Annotated in this window: 14 protein-coding genes; 9 read left to right on the top strand and 5 right to left on the bottom strand. The window is 49.8% G+C overall.

The genetic code is table 11. The annotated features are described in order from the left end of the window. The first annotated feature begins 4 nt into the window (after positions 1–4). Positions 5–418 (top strand): bacteriohemerythrin, encoded by a 414-nt coding sequence (locus EOE65_RS02800; RefSeq protein WP_127692769.1) that lies wholly within the window; start codon positions 5–7, stop codon positions 416–418. On the opposite strand, the gene EOE65_RS02795 is transcribed toward EOE65_RS02800, so the two are convergent. Then, a complete protein-coding gene (locus EOE65_RS02795) occupies positions 415–963 on the bottom strand; it encodes a TetR/AcrR family transcriptional regulator (protein ID WP_127692768.1) in 549 nt (182 codons plus the stop codon). The genes EOE65_RS02800 and EOE65_RS02795 overlap by 4 nt on opposite strands. A gap of 80 nt (positions 964–1,043) precedes the next feature. On the opposite strand from EOE65_RS02795, the gene trpB reads away from it, so the two are divergent. The 4 genes from trpB (at position 1,044) to rarD (ending at position 5,203) form a co-directional block, all read left to right on the top strand. Continuing rightward, complete coding sequence (gene trpB / locus EOE65_RS02790; RefSeq protein WP_127692767.1) at positions 1,044–2,273, top strand: tryptophan synthase subunit beta; 1,230 nt, start codon at positions 1,044–1,046, stop codon at positions 2,271–2,273. Continuing rightward, positions 2,270–3,043, top strand: a complete 774-nt coding sequence (gene trpA, locus EOE65_RS02785) for a tryptophan synthase subunit alpha (RefSeq protein WP_127692766.1) — start codon at positions 2,270–2,272, stop codon at positions 3,041–3,043. Before trpB ends, trpA begins: the two co-directional genes overlap by 4 nt. Before the next feature lie 112 nt (positions 3,044–3,155). After that, positions 3,156–4,220, top strand: a complete 1,065-nt coding sequence (hisC, locus tag EOE65_RS02780; RefSeq protein WP_127692765.1) for a histidinol-phosphate transaminase — start codon at positions 3,156–3,158, stop codon at positions 4,218–4,220. A 95-nt stretch (positions 4,221–4,315) separates the two neighbouring features. Further along, positions 4,316–5,203 (top strand): EamA family transporter RarD, encoded by an 888-nt coding sequence (gene rarD / locus EOE65_RS02775; protein WP_127692764.1) that lies wholly within the window; start codon positions 4,316–4,318, stop codon positions 5,201–5,203. Between the two features lie 52 nt (positions 5,204–5,255). Here rarD and EOE65_RS02770 read toward each other — a convergent pair whose 3' ends face one another. Both EOE65_RS02770 and trhO read right to left on the bottom strand, forming a co-directional pair. Then, complete coding sequence (locus EOE65_RS02770; RefSeq protein ID WP_127692763.1) at positions 5,256–6,161, bottom strand: GGDEF domain-containing protein; 906 nt, start codon at positions 6,159–6,161, stop codon at positions 5,256–5,258. A gap of 109 nt (positions 6,162–6,270) precedes the next feature. Next, positions 6,271–7,269, bottom strand: a complete 999-nt coding sequence (gene trhO, locus EOE65_RS02765; RefSeq protein ID WP_127692762.1) for an oxygen-dependent tRNA uridine(34) hydroxylase TrhO — start codon at positions 7,267–7,269, stop codon at positions 6,271–6,273. 157 nt (positions 7,270–7,426) lie between these two features. Here trhO and EOE65_RS02760 point away from each other — a divergent pair, with 157 nt between their 5' ends. Continuing rightward, complete coding sequence (locus EOE65_RS02760; RefSeq protein ID WP_127692761.1) at positions 7,427–7,849, top strand: DUF3617 domain-containing protein; 423 nt, start codon at positions 7,427–7,429, stop codon at positions 7,847–7,849. A gap of 333 nt (positions 7,850–8,182) precedes the next feature. Here EOE65_RS02760 and EOE65_RS02755 read toward each other — a convergent pair whose 3' ends face one another. Together EOE65_RS02755 and EOE65_RS02750 are read right to left on the bottom strand one after the other, a co-directional pair. Next, positions 8,183–9,580, bottom strand: a complete 1,398-nt coding sequence (locus EOE65_RS02755; RefSeq protein WP_127692760.1) for a B-box zinc finger protein — start codon at positions 9,578–9,580, stop codon at positions 8,183–8,185. Then, a complete protein-coding gene (locus EOE65_RS02750) occupies positions 9,577–11,001 on the bottom strand; it encodes a rhomboid family intramembrane serine protease (RefSeq protein ID WP_127692759.1) in 1,425 nt (474 codons plus the stop codon). Before EOE65_RS02750 ends, EOE65_RS02755 begins: the two co-directional genes overlap by 4 nt. Positions 11,002–11,178: 177 nt before the next feature. On the opposite strand from EOE65_RS02750, the gene EOE65_RS02745 reads away from it, so the two are divergent. The 3 genes from EOE65_RS02745 to EOE65_RS02735 all read left to right on the top strand — a co-directional run bounded on the left by EOE65_RS02745 (position 11,179) and on the right by EOE65_RS02735 (position 14,933). Continuing rightward, positions 11,179–11,877, top strand: a complete 699-nt coding sequence (locus EOE65_RS02745) for an aspartate/glutamate racemase family protein (protein WP_127692758.1) — start codon at positions 11,179–11,181, stop codon at positions 11,875–11,877. A 150-nt stretch (positions 11,878–12,027) separates the two neighbouring features. Next, positions 12,028–14,373, top strand: a complete 2,346-nt coding sequence (locus EOE65_RS02740) for a reprolysin-like metallopeptidase (protein ID WP_127692757.1) — start codon at positions 12,028–12,030, stop codon at positions 14,371–14,373. A gap of 92 nt (positions 14,374–14,465) precedes the next feature. Then, entirely contained in the window at positions 14,466–14,933 is a 468-nt protein-coding gene (locus EOE65_RS02735) for a rhomboid family intramembrane serine protease (protein ID WP_164846996.1), read from the top strand. Positions 14,934–14,981: the final 48 nt, after the last annotated feature.

Raw genomic sequence — 14,981 nt, 5'->3', positions numbered from 1 at the left:
GCTCATGCCAAACAGCCCTTTCGGTCACGATACCGCTCACACCGTGCATACGGCTATTGAGGAGGATCATCAGGAGGTGTTTCGTCGCATCGACCAGCTTGAACAGGTTCTGCGCACGCCCAGCCCTGAGCAAGAATCGTTAATTTCGCTGCACTTCCAAGCATTAGTCCAGCATCAAGTTGACCACTTCTCGCGTGAGGAAGAGCTCATGCAAACCCACAGCTGCCCTAACTATCTGCGCCACCGCCAAGAGCATCGCCGCGTCATCCGTGAGCTGCAGACAGCCCTAGATCACTGGCAGCAATACACCGATATAGACGCCATACGTACCTATCTCGTTGATGTTTTCCCAAACTGGTTACACCGACACATAGCCACTATGGACAAGGTAGCACTTCCCTACTCGAAGGTACTCTAGCAGTGCTTTAGCAAGCCAGACAGCGCACGACGCACGGCGCCCTCATCAGGATCCATCCCCATAAGCGCAGGTAGCATAAGCCCCTGTACCAAAGCTCCCTGCAACAACATAGCCGAACCGCTCAACCTTTCTAACGGGTTCGGCGCTTGAGCCAAAACCCAGCGTTCGATTTGCGACTGATAGTCTGCAAACGCAGCCTTGAGCTCATCTGACAACTTATGCTCCTCGCCAAGAAAGATACGATAGATCGCCAACCGTGCCGCGTCTTTAACAAGTGCTTGATAAAACGCCAGAATGCGCTCCAGCCCATCACTATGTTCAGTTTCTGCTTGGCTGAAGTGCTTACTAAGCTCAGCCGCCTGCTGCTCCAGCACCGCTAATAACAACGCCAACTTACTCGGAAAATTATTGTAAACCGTCGGCTTAGATACACCGGCAACCTGCACAACAAGGTCGATAGACGTACCTTGATAACCACGCTCAGCAAATAACTCAAATGCCGTATCGACAATGAGCTGACGTTTTGATGGACGCCCTCTCGCCATAAATCCCCCATTGACGCGCACAAAAAAAACGATTAATTTAACTAAACCGTTTAGTTAATAATTTATATCAGGATCTGATCATGAGTGATGAAGGACGTTTTGGTCAATATGGGGGAAGCTTTATTCCCGAAATACTGTTCAATAGCCAACAAGATCTGCTCAGCGCTTACCGAGAAGCGATGGCTGATCCCGAATTCAAAGCTGAAATGCTGGCGCAGATGCAACAGTATTCTGGGCGCCCAACACCGCTAACCCCCTGCCCGAACTTATCTCAGCAGTTGGGCGGCGCTCAAATCTATCTTAAGCGCGAAGATCTAAACCACAGCGGCGCGCACAAGATGAATAACGTGATCGGCCAAGGCTTGCTCGCGAAACGCATGGGCAAAAAACGCGTGATCGCTGAAACGGGCGCAGGACAACATGGCGTGGCTTCTGCATTGGTTTCTGCCCGCCTCGGCCTTGAATGCACCGTTTACATGGGTGCCCACGATATTGAACGCCAGTACCCTAATGTGTTCTGGATGAAGCAACTAGGCGCAACGGTAGTACCTGTCACAACCGGCGCAGCCACCTTAAAGGATGCGCTAGATGAAGCGATGCGCGACTGGTCGAGTAGTTTTAATGACACCCACTACCTGATCGGCACAAGTTGCGGTTGCGCTCCCTACCCTGAGATGGTCGCCGGTTTCCAGTCGATCATTGGCGAAGAAGTGCTCAGCCAAGCGCCGGAGGTACTCGGGCGTCAACCTGATAAGATCTATGCTTGTGTTGGCGGTGGCAGTAACGCCTGCGGAATCTTCCTGCCCTATAAAGGCACAACAACCGAGCTTGTGGGTGTCGAGGCCGGCGGAATTGGCGACGGCGTAGGAGAGCACGCGATGCGCTTCAACACCGATCAAGCACGCTTCGGGATCGCACAAGGTTACGCGACTGAGTTCTTGCAAGATGAACAAGGCCAGCTGCTGCCAACGCAATCGATCTCGGCAGGTCTGGATTATGTCGGCGTTTCCCCGATTCTTGCGGATATGGTCAAGCGCAATGAGCTACGCATGACAGCCGCACGTGACGAAGCCGTCCTAGACGCCTTTAAACGACTCGCCACAACAGAGGGCATTATCGCGGCACTCGAGTCCTCTCACGCTGTTGCAGCCGCAATTGCTGAGGCACCAAAGCTTTCGCGTGACGAAAAACTCGTTGTGAATTTATCAGGCCGTGGTGATAAGGACCTGTTTAACATCGCAAGCGCCCTAAAAGACGCCCCATTTAACGACTTTCTAGCGGATTACCTAGCGCGGGAGAAGCAAGCATGAGCACCCTGCAAACCTATATCAAAACTCAGCGCGAGAGCCGACCGATCCTCCTTATGACCCATGTTATCTATGGCTATCCAACGATAAAAGATAGCCTAGAGATCATGGAGACATTGCTGCGCGAAGGCACGGATATTCTTGAAGTTCAGTTTCCTTTTTCTGACCCGGTCGCCGATGGACCAACAATCACTAATGCCTGTCACGTCGCGCTAGAGAATGCTCCTACACTTCGCCAGTGCTTGGCCGATATCAACGCCCTTGCCACACGCTACCCTGACAGCAAAGTCGTACTTATGAGCTACCTTAACCCAATGTTACAATTTGGTTTTGAAGCCTTGGCCGACACCGCAGCGCCTGCAATAAGTGGCTTAATCATCCCCGATCTGCCGATAGAGCAAGCCAGTTTCGTTGAGCCGTTAAAGGCTGCGGACATTGCACCGATCTGGCTAACCATTCCACAGATGGACTCCGCCCGCTTAGCCCAAACCCTCAGCGCTGCCAGCGGTATGCTCTACTGTGTGAGCCGATCAGGTGTTACTGGTGGCGCCACTGCATTCGATGCAGTAACGGACAACTTAGATACGCTAAAACAGCAAACGTCAGTGCCGCTCGGTGTTGGCTTTGGAATTAGCAAGCCGGAACATATCACGGCGCTGATTGGTCATGCGGATATCGCCATCGTGGGCTCTGCGTTACTCAACGCCTACAATGAGGCAGGCCTAACACAGCTGGTGACACGCTTTAAAAGCTTGCAAACGGCTACACGGTAACCAACGACATGTTGGCATAAAAAATTCAGCTGGCGCAGATATTCTCGGCAGCTGAATTTTGCTATTCTGTTTTGCCATTTAAACCAATTGGTTAATTTAAACGAGAGATCAAATGAGCAAGTTCTGGAGTGCAGCGATTCGTGACCTCACACCTTATGTTCCTGGTGAACAGCCTAAGGTTACTAATCTGATCAAACTTAACACCAACGAGAACCCTTTCCCCCCCTCGCCGGCTGTTGAGCACGCACTGCATCATTACGATACTGCTCGACTCACTCTGTACCCAGACCCTGACTCGACAGAGCTTAAAGAGGCACTCGCCAACTACTACGGTGTTGAGCGTGCCCAAGTCTTTGTTGGGAACGGTTCAGACGAGGTGCTCGCACACGCGTTCATGGCATTTTTCCGCCAAGAAAAGCCGTTGTTGATGCCATCTATCACCTACAGCTTCTACGATGTGTATTGCAACCTCTACCAGATCGACTATCAGCACATTCCCCTTGAGGATGACTTCTCCGTTGCACTAACAAACTACACGACTGAGAACGGCGGCATCATCTTTGCAAACCCAAATGCACCCACGGGCAGATCGCTATCGTTGGATGAGATTGAAGCCCTACTGCAGCGCAATACCGAGTCCGTTGTGATTGTTGATGAAGCTTACGTTGATTTTGGCGCCCAAAGCGCAGTCGCGTTAGTGGACAAATACCCAAATGTACTGGTCATCCAAACCTTCTCTAAATCGCGCTCACTCGCAGGTATGCGAGTTGGCTTTGCCATCGGTCATACAGAGCTGATCGATGGTTTGGAGCGCGTAAAAAATAGCTTTAACTCCTATCCACTTGACGCGCTGGCACAAAAAACGGCGGTTGCTGCCCTGCAAGATCAATCCTACTTTGAACAGTCCGTGGCGCAGATTATCACTACGCGCCAATGGACAACCGAGCAGCTATCAGAGCTAGGCTTTAAGGTCATCCCATCGGCTACAAACTTTGTGTTCGCTGAGCATCGCTTTATCGAAGGCGCTGAGCTAATGGGCTACCTGCGTACCAACAATATTTTAGTGCGTCACTTCAGTCGCCCAGAGATAGACAACTTCTTGCGTATCACCATTGGTACTCAGGAACAGATGGAAGCATTGGTCGCATGTCTTAAACAGCATCCAGACCTTGGCTAGGCCACAGCCTGAGCGCTGAACCACCGCACAATTCAACATATTCGCGAGCGCTATTGAGGCGCTCTTTTTTTTGATCCCGCAACAAGGACGTCACTTTGAACGATTCCCAACGAGGCCTGCTGCTTGCGCTTGCCGCTTATGGTATTTGGGGCTGCTTCGCGCTCTTTTTCCACCTTGTTAAACACATCCCCGCTGTAGAGGTGCTGGGCCACCGTGTTCTTTGGTCGCTGATTTTTGTCGCGATTGTTTTAAGCGTCACCCGCCAATGGAAAAAGGTGCGCTACGCGTTTAATGATCGACGCTTACTTCTGCTGCTGGCAGGCTCCTCGTGCATGATTGCAATTAATTGGGTGCTATACATCTGGGCCGTGGGCGCAGGCCGCGCGGTCGAGGCGAGCTTGGGTTACTTTATTAATCCACTTGTAGCCGTTGCGCTGGCGGTGATTTTCTTGAAAGAGACGCTCTTCGGTTTTCAGAAGATCGCGATCGGCTTGGCGCTTGCAGGTGTGGGCTATAAGCTAATTAGCGTAGGAGAGTTACCTTGGATATCGCTAACGCTGGCAACAACCTTCGCGTTTTATGGGTTAATCCGAAAGCAAACACAGGTGGATGCCGTATCGGGGTTGTTCATCGAAACGCTGATTCTCGTACCTGCAGCATTGGTGTATTTAAGCTATTTGCTGCTTGCAGGCACCGGCTCATCGTTATCCAGTTACGATTGGGGGCTACTCATGCTCTCTGGCATTATTACGGCATTGCCGCTCATTGCCTTTTCAGCCGCGGCGAAACACCTTAGTTTAACCGTACTCGGGTTTATGATTTATCTGGCGCCGTCTCTGCAGTTATTATCGGCAGTGTTGATACTCGGCGAGCCTTTCAATCAGGATGACTGGGTCACTTTTGCTCTTATCTGGGCAGGGCTTATCGTGTTTTCAGGTGGTGCAGCACTCAAGCACCAGCGCAGACGCACTAAACATAGCTGATTAGAGCAACAAAAAAGGAGGCTAAATAGCCTCCTTTTTACATGACGTACGCTTAAGCGTCGCTCTCACCTTCAATTCGATTGGAACCACTTTGCTTGGCGATAAACAAGTTCTCTTCTGCACGCTTTAAGATATCTTCAGCAGAATCTTCCGTATCTTGCAGTGTTGCCGAGCCTATGCACACCGTAATCTTGAGTGTGACATCTTCGAAATCGATCTCTAAGTTTTCCGCTAGGCGGCGCACCCGCTCCGCTGCTAACAACGCCTGATCGTGATTAGTTTCAGGCAGAAACATCACAAATGCATCATCAGAGAAGCGCGCAAAGAAATCGGCTGTGCGCTTAAAGTTTTGCATCGCTTGCACAAAGGCTTGCAATACTCGATCACCCGCATCTAAACCATGTGTGCTATTGATGTCGCTGAAGTGATCGATATCTATTTTCAGGAATGAGCATACCCAGTCATAACGTTTGGCTTGGGCAACAGACTGCTTGAGAATCGTCATCAAAGCTCGGCGGTTGTATGCGCCTGTAAGAGGATCACGCTGCGCTAATGTAATCGCTTTTTGCTCTGAACGCTTAGCATCTGCAATATCGCGAGCAATCCAGAGCAGCTCATCATCATTTACAGCAACAACACGTGTGTCCCATACCTGCGCATCAGTAAGGCCGGCTTCACGCCAGTCCAATGAATGCTCAGGGTTCATCGATACTAGCAGTTTTTGCGGCTCACGCGAGGCCAGCGCACTTTCGATTTGAGCATCAATATGCGCGCTAATATCCGATGAGAAAAGGCTTGAGAACGTGCGGGTTAGGAGTACATCAGGATGCAACCACTGTGCATCCCCAGCTCTGACATCGGTCACCTCACCAGCGGCATTAAGGTGCACAACAATTTGCTCTAATGCGCTAGAGAGTGCATCGAAGCGCTGCTGATAGTTGCTGCCAGAGTCAGCCATAGTGTTCTCCTACCCTGTATTATCTTTTCCCTAAGTTATAGCACAGCTGTTTTTGTTTGTTAGCTATAAATTTAAATTAATCAGCGACCTAGACCAAAAGCGTTATGCCTCAGCTGCCTGATTTGCGTTGCTGTGCTTGCTGCTGACGCTCACGATCCGCCTGCTTTTTCTGACGACGTGTTTGCGTACTTTCATTGGCTTCTTCACCCAAGTGCCCCTCACCGCGTTCTCTGGCGAGGCGCATTTGTAGTTCACGCTGGCGAAAGCGCGCTAGCTGATCTTCACTATGCTTACCAAAACAGTGCGGGCAGCTAACACCCTGCTCAAACTTATCGCTTGCTTTATCCTCAGCAGTAATAGGTAGACGGCAAGCCGCACAGGCTTCATATTGGCCCTTCTCTAGCTGATGATTGACTGTCACACGGTCATCAAATACGAAGCACTCACCTTCCCATAGGGATTCCTCTTGGTCCACCTCTTCGAGATATTTCAAGATACCGCCCTTGAGGTGATAAACCTCTTCAAAGCCCTGCTCAAGCATAAAGGCCGTCGACTTTTCACAGCGAATGCCACCGGTGCAAAACATCGCAACCTTCTTCTGCTTTTCGGGATTCATGTTTTCTGCAACATACGCTGGAAACTCACGGAAGGTATCTGTCTCGGGGTTCACTGCATGCTTAAAGGTACCGACTTGGACCTCATAGTCATTACGCGTATCGACAACGACGACGTCTGGGTCAGAGATGAGAGCATTCCAATCCTGTGGCTCGATATAGGTACCCACAACACGTTTTGGGTCAATGCCCTCAACGCCCAGTGTGACAATCTCCTTCTTGAGTTTCACTTTGCCACGCTTAAACGGTTGTTTTTCATGGTATGACTCTTTGTAGTCAAGATCGGCCAAACGCGGGTCTGATTTCAGCCACGTCAGCAAGCTATCAATACCTTCGCGAGATCCGGATACAGTTCCGTTAATACCTTCATTTGCCAACAGTAACGTGCCGCGAATATGGTTGCTTTGCATCACTTGTGTCAAAGGTTCGCGAATCTCTTGGAAATTATCGAGCGTCACAAATTTGTAAAGTGCGCAAACAACGATATCAGCCATGCTGGAACTCCAGTGTAAATCAATAAAAGTGCGCAATTATAAGCGTTCAGCGCTCTGGTGTCGTTAAATCGATCACCTATTTTCGCAATGGCTATTCACTTGAGAAGCCAATAGAATGAAATCCTATATTCAGCCGACCTAATTAAAGGACATCACTATGCGTTGCCAACGCTATCTCTGCGCTTCATTGCTCATTTGTGCCTCAACGTTAACCAGTGCTGAGGGCATTCCCGTTGAGCCGGGTTTGTGGGAGTCCACAACCGTTATTAAGTCATCGATGCTGCCACAACCGATGAAAGAAACGACGCGCGAATGCGTTACCGAAACTGAGGTGACCCCAGAGCTATTTATTGATCAAGAAGACCAGTCTTGTGCTGTCTCAGATGTTAATGTCACGAGCGATACCATCACATGGAAAATGGTGTGCCAAGAGGAGGGTGGTCAAGCAAAAGGTGATGGGATACTGAAGGTTAATGGTGACGAGATGTCAGGAAAGATGCAGATGACTATGTCGATGCAGGGAATGGAAGTGACCATGGATTCATCATGGACAGGCCAGCGAATCGGCCCTTGTCCATAATGACGGCGCCCGCGCTACGTATTTATCTAGCTGCGGGTGCAGCTGCTATGCAGGGATCAACATCACTGCTGCCAGTAAACCCATGGCAAATACCGCAACGACAAAAGAGGCAACGCTGCTCTCGGCAGCTCGGTCAGTGGAGTGGTTCATATCTGCTCCTTGTTTCGCTTATTGAAGCCATTCATTAAAAGACATATAAATGATAATCAATATCATTATCGATAACAAGATATATCTTTTATGTTTTGCGTTACGCTATCAATAAACCTTTAGATCACATTATCACCAGTTATCACTGCAGTATCATTTCGGGTTTATGCCACATTACCGAAGTCAATCGGCACTGGGGTTCATCTCCTTACTGGACTCGCCTAATGCTGCAAAATTCTCAGCAAATGCGCGATATTCCGACGCCTTATGAGCGGCTTTAGGAATCATTTCTAATAGATCTGCCATCAGTATGTAGGCTCCGTTGAGGTTGTCATAATCAGGAAAGCGTCGATGCAAGCCATTCAGCAAACGAACTCCTAGCTCAGGATTCCCATGAGTCATACAAATGCCTGCAAGCTGATGGCACCCCAACGGCGTCTCAGGTAGAAACTGCTTATCCACGTGCAGCGTTTTGCGGTAGAGATCATAGATCTGACGCTCCCGACCACGGCGAATCAAATACCCCATATATTGCGGGACTAAACGCCGCAACTGGTCTACCGAGCGGCTCGCAAAAGCAAGATCAAAATAACGCTGGTAGAGACGCTCCGAAGGCTGACTCTTTACCGTTTTAGAAAGCTCCTCAAAAGCTCGCGAAAAGTCCCCTTCTTTGACAAAAATAGCAACCGTGGCCAGAAGGTGCTCCTCTGCACTTAGAGGGATCAGCGGTTGCTGCTCATCATCTTCGCGCCGAGCTTCATAGCCAAAACCATGCTGATTGATAAAGAGGATGTATCCCATCACATGGAAAAGAACGACCATGTAGTAATCGGACACCATACTCTGTAGTGCAACGGCCACCACACTGTACCCGTCACCAATAAGGCCATGTATCGTGGCAACCGATACCGACATCATGGCGATAAATGCCATTAGCAAAGCGTAAGGAAACCCAATGGTTTTAACGGTATGCAGAATATTAAGAGGGTTTATCGACGCTAAAATGCTGTCCGATAGCGCGTAGTGCATGAGTACAGCGGGAAAACACACCATATAAAACAACCCAAGCACTGCCGCCGCATACACACCAAGCTGGCTATAAACCGTAAATACGATGGCAGTCATGATGATCAGCATACCGGTCAAGCTAAGGATAAGGCGAACCCCGCCCGTAAACGCTTCAGATATGGGGGGCGCTTGCATATGGCCGTTTGCCGTGGCCACCATGCAGATGAAGCTGTATTTCATCATCGCACCGGTTAACAGCAGCATCACCACAAATGCAATAAAGCCGCCCACATTGGCTAATACAGCCGATGTCACGGCAACCCCTATGATCAACATTAGAGTCTCTTTGCGGATGGGGTATTTAAAGCTTTTATCAATGCGCCGCCAAAACGGCTCCGCATTCGTCGCATCACCAAGAAAATCTAGACGCGATCCGCATAGAGGGCAGCACTCAGTACCAAAGGTCTCTCCGCCGACAACGCACTCGCTGCAGCAGTTGAGTTCGCATTGGTGGCAAACATATTGAGCATGCTCTGTGGGGTGGTATTTGCAAAACGACATCGTATCACTCACAGCCAGTGCCCCTGATTCAAACGTTCAGCAATCGCTTGATAGTTCGCACTCTTGTTCTTGTTACCTAACTTCGAGTGCAGATTAGCTAAGCGGGTTGCAAGATCGGCAAAAAACGGAGATTTCGCTTCACGCGACTGCAACTGCTCACAAATGGCTTCAGCATACGAGCGGTCGGGAAGCTGTAAAAACTTCACACCCAACTTAGCAAGCGCATCATTATCAAGTGTCGCGAGCAGCTCTGGTGTCTCGCGCCAGAGCGCATTCAGTTGCCGCAACTGGCGCTGCGATACACTTGGCCAACTCAAGAGCCTTTTTAGTGCGTCTTCATAGGGCTTGCCCAGCTGAGCTGATAGCACAATGTGCATACGGGACAACTCAAAATCATCACCAAAGCGCGATTGAAAGCGCTCTATCTCCGCTAAAGCTGACTCAAACTGAAATTTCTCCAAATATTGATAGATAAGGGCTCGTGCTTTTTGTGCAGCGGGCACCTCTTGATCTTCTTCAATATAGGCCTGATCAATCACAGGATGTTTGAGATTGTTGGTGACTAAAACCAGCACTGCTCCAACGACGAATCCACCGGTATGGGCCATAAAAGCAACACTGGAGTCAGGCTGGTTAACATAGTTAAGCAGCTCATTCGCTATGTACACCGGAAGTATGAACAGCGCTGGCGCGCGGAAATAACCTGCAAACACAAAGATCCAGTAAAAAAACTCGATGCGCCGAAGGCGAAAAATACCGAGATACATCGCCATAACACCAGAAATCGCTCCTGAGGCCCCTACCAACGATGAAGGCCCTGTGTTGAAAGCGCCATATAACAGCGCGCCAGCCGTACCCGCTAACAAGTAAAAGAGCAAAAATAACCCGTGCCCTATCGAGGCCTCAACCGCAAACCCACATACAGCGAGAATAAACATATTGCCCACCAGATGAAGTAGGTCGCCGTGCAGAAACTGGTAAGTAACAAGCGTCAGCGGGTTAAACTGCTGCGAGTTAAACCCGTATGCGACCACACTTACCGACGCAAGTTGCTGATGCAGCTCATCACGCTGTTGCCAGTAATAGTCCCGCACCCTTGGATAAAGGGCTTCTCGCCGTTCCCCAAAGTGATCAGCAAATGCCGCGTCACTCAGCAACCAATAAGCAAGCTGGTAATGATCTCCTTGGTCGTAAAAGCTCTGGAATTCGTTTAGTTGCTCAGTTTTGCCCTGTGAGGTGAGGAACTTTTGGTAGGCAGGCCACTCAAGGTCTAGGTAGTCGTCATTGACATATTGTCCAACAGAGCGATCAATCTTGAGCGAATCTCCCGATTGATAAAAGCTAAAGATGATGATGTTAAGACCAATCAGTGCAATCAATATGATCGGCGTTCGGCGCCAATCGATATGTTTTTCTGTGGGGATGATAATCATCGCCTTGCGTATCCTTTCTCGCGTCTAAACGCTTCAGCACATGAAATAAGGAAAACACGTGCGGGGACCAGCGCAACGGCCAATATCAGCACCCGTTCTCAATCCAAACTAGCATGAGGCTATGTAGCTGCAAGCCTCTCAAATAACTCATTGAATAGCAAAGGAAACAAAGCACCCATGAAAACAATAGGACTATTGGGCGGCATGAGCTGGGAATCGACCGTCACCTATTACACCCAGATCAATCAGGGCATAAAGAACGCACTAGGCGGTTTACATTCAGCCAAGATCGCCATGGTCAGTGTTGATTTCGCAGAGATAGAAGCCCTCCAACACAAGGGAGATTGGGCCGCAACTGCGGATATTCTCTCCCAAGCCGCTGAGCAGCTGGAAGCTGCAGGGGCAGACCTAATACTGATATGTACCAACACCATGCACAAAGTCGCGCCGGCCGTGCAAGAAGCAACTCAGATTCCACTACTCCATATCGCTGATGCCACCGCACAACAGCTCAAAGCAACTGGTGTACAAAAAGTCGGCTTGCTGGGTACCCGCTTTACCATGGAGCAATCCTTTTATAGAGGCCGCTTGGAAGAGCAACATGGTATCAGCGTGATTACACCTGATAGTGACAGCCGAAGCGAAGTACACCGCATCATCTATGAGGAGCTCTGCCAAGGAGAGATCAAACCCGCATCCAAAGATTATTACTGCCGTGTGGTTGAGGATTTAAAACGCGCTGGCGCAGAGGCCGTAATCCTTGGATGCACAGAAATTGGATTGCTGATTAATGCAGCTGACGTCACCCTGCCCGTTTTCGATACGACCCTAATCCATGCGGACGCAGCAGTAAGTGTCGCTTTATCTACACGTTAAGAGCCGTTATCCTCTGTAGTCCGTGCAGACTTGGCCGATAACGCTAAACTGTAAAGGGTCTGGCGCGCTATATCATGCGCCGACTTGAAACCTGCCTTACGCGGTATTGTAAGCATAGGTAGTCCTATATCACATGGAGATTCTACAGCAATGAAGTGCTTTAGCTCTGTATCATTACTCACGAGCGTATTATTGGCAGCCCCGCTCGGCGCAGCAGCCAATTCAACATTATGGAATGATGTTACTACCCCGATTGTCTCCCCCCAAGCAAAGCAGACAATTCAAGCAAGCGCAGCCCGATACGTTGATACAAACGTTGCTGCGCTAACTCAAATGCTCGAAGGCGAAACGGTTTCACTTGAACTACCGCTTCCAGATGGTAGCTTCGCAACCTACCAACTGAGCTATACACCGGTTACTGCGCCGGAACTCGCCGCTAAGTACCCTGCTATTCGTACGTTTAGAGGTGTGGATGTTAACGACCCACGAAACCGTGGTCGCTTTGATATCACCCCGCAGGGTTTTCACGGCATGTTCAAGCACAATGATGAGTGGGTGATGATCGATCCATCCAACATCGCAACAGAACGCCACATGGCTTACTACTCTAAACATGCCAAGGCGCTGAACCGCCGCTCTGCCGACCAATACTTCAAAGACACCGCATCGCTAGCCAATGACACTCAAGCTTTGGAGAAAACCGTTGCCGGAGATCAGCTCATTACCTATCGTATGGCGATCTCAGCGGCAGGCGAGTATACCCAGTTCCATGGCGGCACGAAGGTTGGTGGACTCGGTGCGGTAGTGACACTACTCAACCGTATCAATGAAGTTTATGAGCGAGAGCTATTAGTTCAATTTGAACTGGTTGCAGATAACGACCGCGTCATCTTTACGAATGCCAATTCAGACCCATTCGCAAATGACGATTCCGACGTTGAAACCAATGCTGGAGTTCTTGACAGTTTTATCGGCACGTCCAATTACGATATTGGCCACGTATTGAATACACAAGGCGGTGGTTTAGCCTACTTTGGAGTCTGCAGCCCGCAGCTCAAAGGGCGCGGTATGTCGGGCAGCCCGTTCCCATCAGGTGATTTTTTCTATGTTGATCTCGTAGCACACGAGATCGGCCATCAACTAGGTGCGAATCACTCGTTTAATGGCAGCTCTGGTTCATGTGGATCAAACCGCAATGATGGTACTGCTTGGGAACCGGGTAGCGGCAGTACAATCATGTCTTATGCAGGCATTTGTGCTGATCAAGACTTGCAGCAAACTGTCGATCCATTCTTTCACTCAAAATCTGTAGAAGAGATGATGGATTTCATCAGCTCTCGCAGCTGCGGAACCCGGACGAATGTCCTAAACACGCCACCAACAGCCTATGCAGGCGTCGACTATACGATTCCAGCAAATACTCCGTTCATGCTGGAGGGCACAGGCTCGGACGTAAACCCAACACCCGCTCTGAGCTATCAATGGGAGCAGATCGACTCTGGCGCAGCATCGACTGACTCACTCGATATGGTTGATGATGGCACACGAACACTATTCCGTTCGTGGGCCCCCACTAGCGACAAAACTCGTTACTTCCCTCGCCTGTCCGATTTAGTGAGCCGCACATCTACGTTGGGCGAAACCCTCCCAACCACGACACGAACCCTCAACTTCCGCTTTACCGTGCGCGATAATGCAGGTGGAGTAGCTAGTGACGATGCACGTATCAATGTTACTAACCAAGCAGGTCCTTTCAGGCTGCTAACGGCACACAATAGTAATTACCAACCAGGCGCCAGTATGGAAGTGCGTTGGGATGTCGCGGGCACAAGTGATGCACCCATCAACTGCAGTGCAGTCGATATTTTACTCTCCAACAGCAATGCCACCGCTTTCAACACAGTGCTGCTATCAGGTACTCCAAATGATGGATCTGAAAGCGTCACTCTGCCGAATCAAGCGGTTAGTAATGCCCGCGTCATGGTGCGCTGTGTTAACAATATCTTCTTTAATATCAGCCAAGGTGCCCTGAGCATCTCAACGAGCACAACAACCGATCCAACAACGCCAACTGACCCTACCACACCTGATAGTAGCTCCGGTGGTGGCGGTAACCTTCCACCTTGGACGCTCCTATTGTTGGCACTTTCAGGGCTGGTTCTGTCAGGCTGCAAAGGCAATACAAAACCGAATGATGAACGTTTTGACGCTGACCTCACATGGGTTGACGATGCTGACGCTAAAGCCGATGCAGCAGCTGCGATCGCAAAAAAAGACTACCGCCTTTTAGCATTTTCGGGCCGACGTCAAACCCTACCAGGCATCCATAGCGACCTCGTCGAGCAAGCCAAAAGCCAATGTGGTTACTTACTTGTTCCTGGGACAGGTGATGCACTCAATTCTGTTGAAAAGGGCGAGCGCCGCGCTAAAGCGTTTGATTACGCAAAAGCGTTTAATCAGTTCGTACTAGCCAACTGTAAAGAAGCTGCGCAATAACATCAGTGGTTGCGCGATTCCGTCAAGAGCGATGGCGCATCTGCGTCGTCGCTCTTTTATTTTTAGCCTTCGCCCCTTGGAATGAAGCATGGGTGCGTAGGCTCTATCTATTAACAGCCGAGCCTGCGATCTGGCAGCTCGTTACCGCTCATTTTACCCACTGGTCATGGCCGCACCTGCTAAATAATTTCATCGCCGCTCTTTGCTTGCTCGGACTCTACGGCCGCTACTGGTCAAACAGAGAATTGCTCTACTGTGTTGCCGGAGTATGGGCTGCACTGACGATTTACCTAACCTTACTCTACACTAGAAGCTTTTATCTGGGTGCATCTGGACTGCTTTACAGCTTATTTTTCTATGCTGCATTACGCTTTTGGCGGCAACAGCCGGCGATAAACTCACTGGTGGTCGGATATATTATCTGGAGTATTTTAATGCCGCAGACACGGGTTAGTATCGGGGTACCCATCGCTAGTGAAGTACATATCGTGGGGATACTCGCGGCGACTGTGATGCTCACCATCAGACCGGTATGGGGTTACCTCTCGCGGCTGCACTAGCGTCTCTTGCAGCCAGATGGCAATAAAAAAGCTGGCAGGTTTTACTAC

The sequence above is a fragment of the Neptunomonas marina genome, assembly GCF_004005935.1.
GTDB lineage: Bacteria > Pseudomonadota > Gammaproteobacteria > Pseudomonadales > Balneatricaceae > Neptunomonas > Neptunomonas marina.
This window is presented reverse-complemented; position numbering and strand designations above follow the sequence as displayed.

What these genes read in the sequence shown, in the direction of transcription:
- EOE65_RS02800 (WP_127692769.1), top strand. Translation starts at nt 5, where the DNA reads ATGCCAAACAGCCCTTTCGGTCACGATACCGCTCACACCGTGCATACG.
- EOE65_RS02795 (WP_127692768.1), bottom strand. Translation starts at nt 963, where the DNA reads ATGGCGAGAGGGCGTCCATCAAAACGTCAGCTCATTGTCGATACGGCA.
- trpB (WP_127692767.1), top strand. Translation starts at nt 1,044, where the DNA reads ATGAGTGATGAAGGACGTTTTGGTCAATATGGGGGAAGCTTTATTCCC.
- trpA (WP_127692766.1), top strand. Translation starts at nt 2,270, where the DNA reads ATGAGCACCCTGCAAACCTATATCAAAACTCAGCGCGAGAGCCGACCG.
- hisC (WP_127692765.1), top strand. Translation starts at nt 3,156, where the DNA reads ATGAGCAAGTTCTGGAGTGCAGCGATTCGTGACCTCACACCTTATGTT.
- EOE65_RS02770 (WP_127692763.1), bottom strand. Translation starts at nt 6,161, where the DNA reads ATGGCTGACTCTGGCAGCAACTATCAGCAGCGCTTCGATGCACTCTCT.
- trhO (WP_127692762.1), bottom strand. Translation starts at nt 7,269, where the DNA reads ATGGCTGATATCGTTGTTTGCGCACTTTACAAATTTGTGACGCTCGAT.
- EOE65_RS02760 (WP_127692761.1), top strand. Translation starts at nt 7,427, where the DNA reads ATGCGTTGCCAACGCTATCTCTGCGCTTCATTGCTCATTTGTGCCTCA.
- EOE65_RS02750 (WP_127692759.1), bottom strand. Translation starts at nt 11,001, where the DNA reads ATGATTATCATCCCCACAGAAAAACATATCGATTGGCGCCGAACGCCG.
- EOE65_RS02745 (WP_127692758.1), top strand. Translation starts at nt 11,179, where the DNA reads ATGAAAACAATAGGACTATTGGGCGGCATGAGCTGGGAATCGACCGTC.
- EOE65_RS02740 (WP_127692757.1), top strand. Translation starts at nt 12,028, where the DNA reads ATGAAGTGCTTTAGCTCTGTATCATTACTCACGAGCGTATTATTGGCA.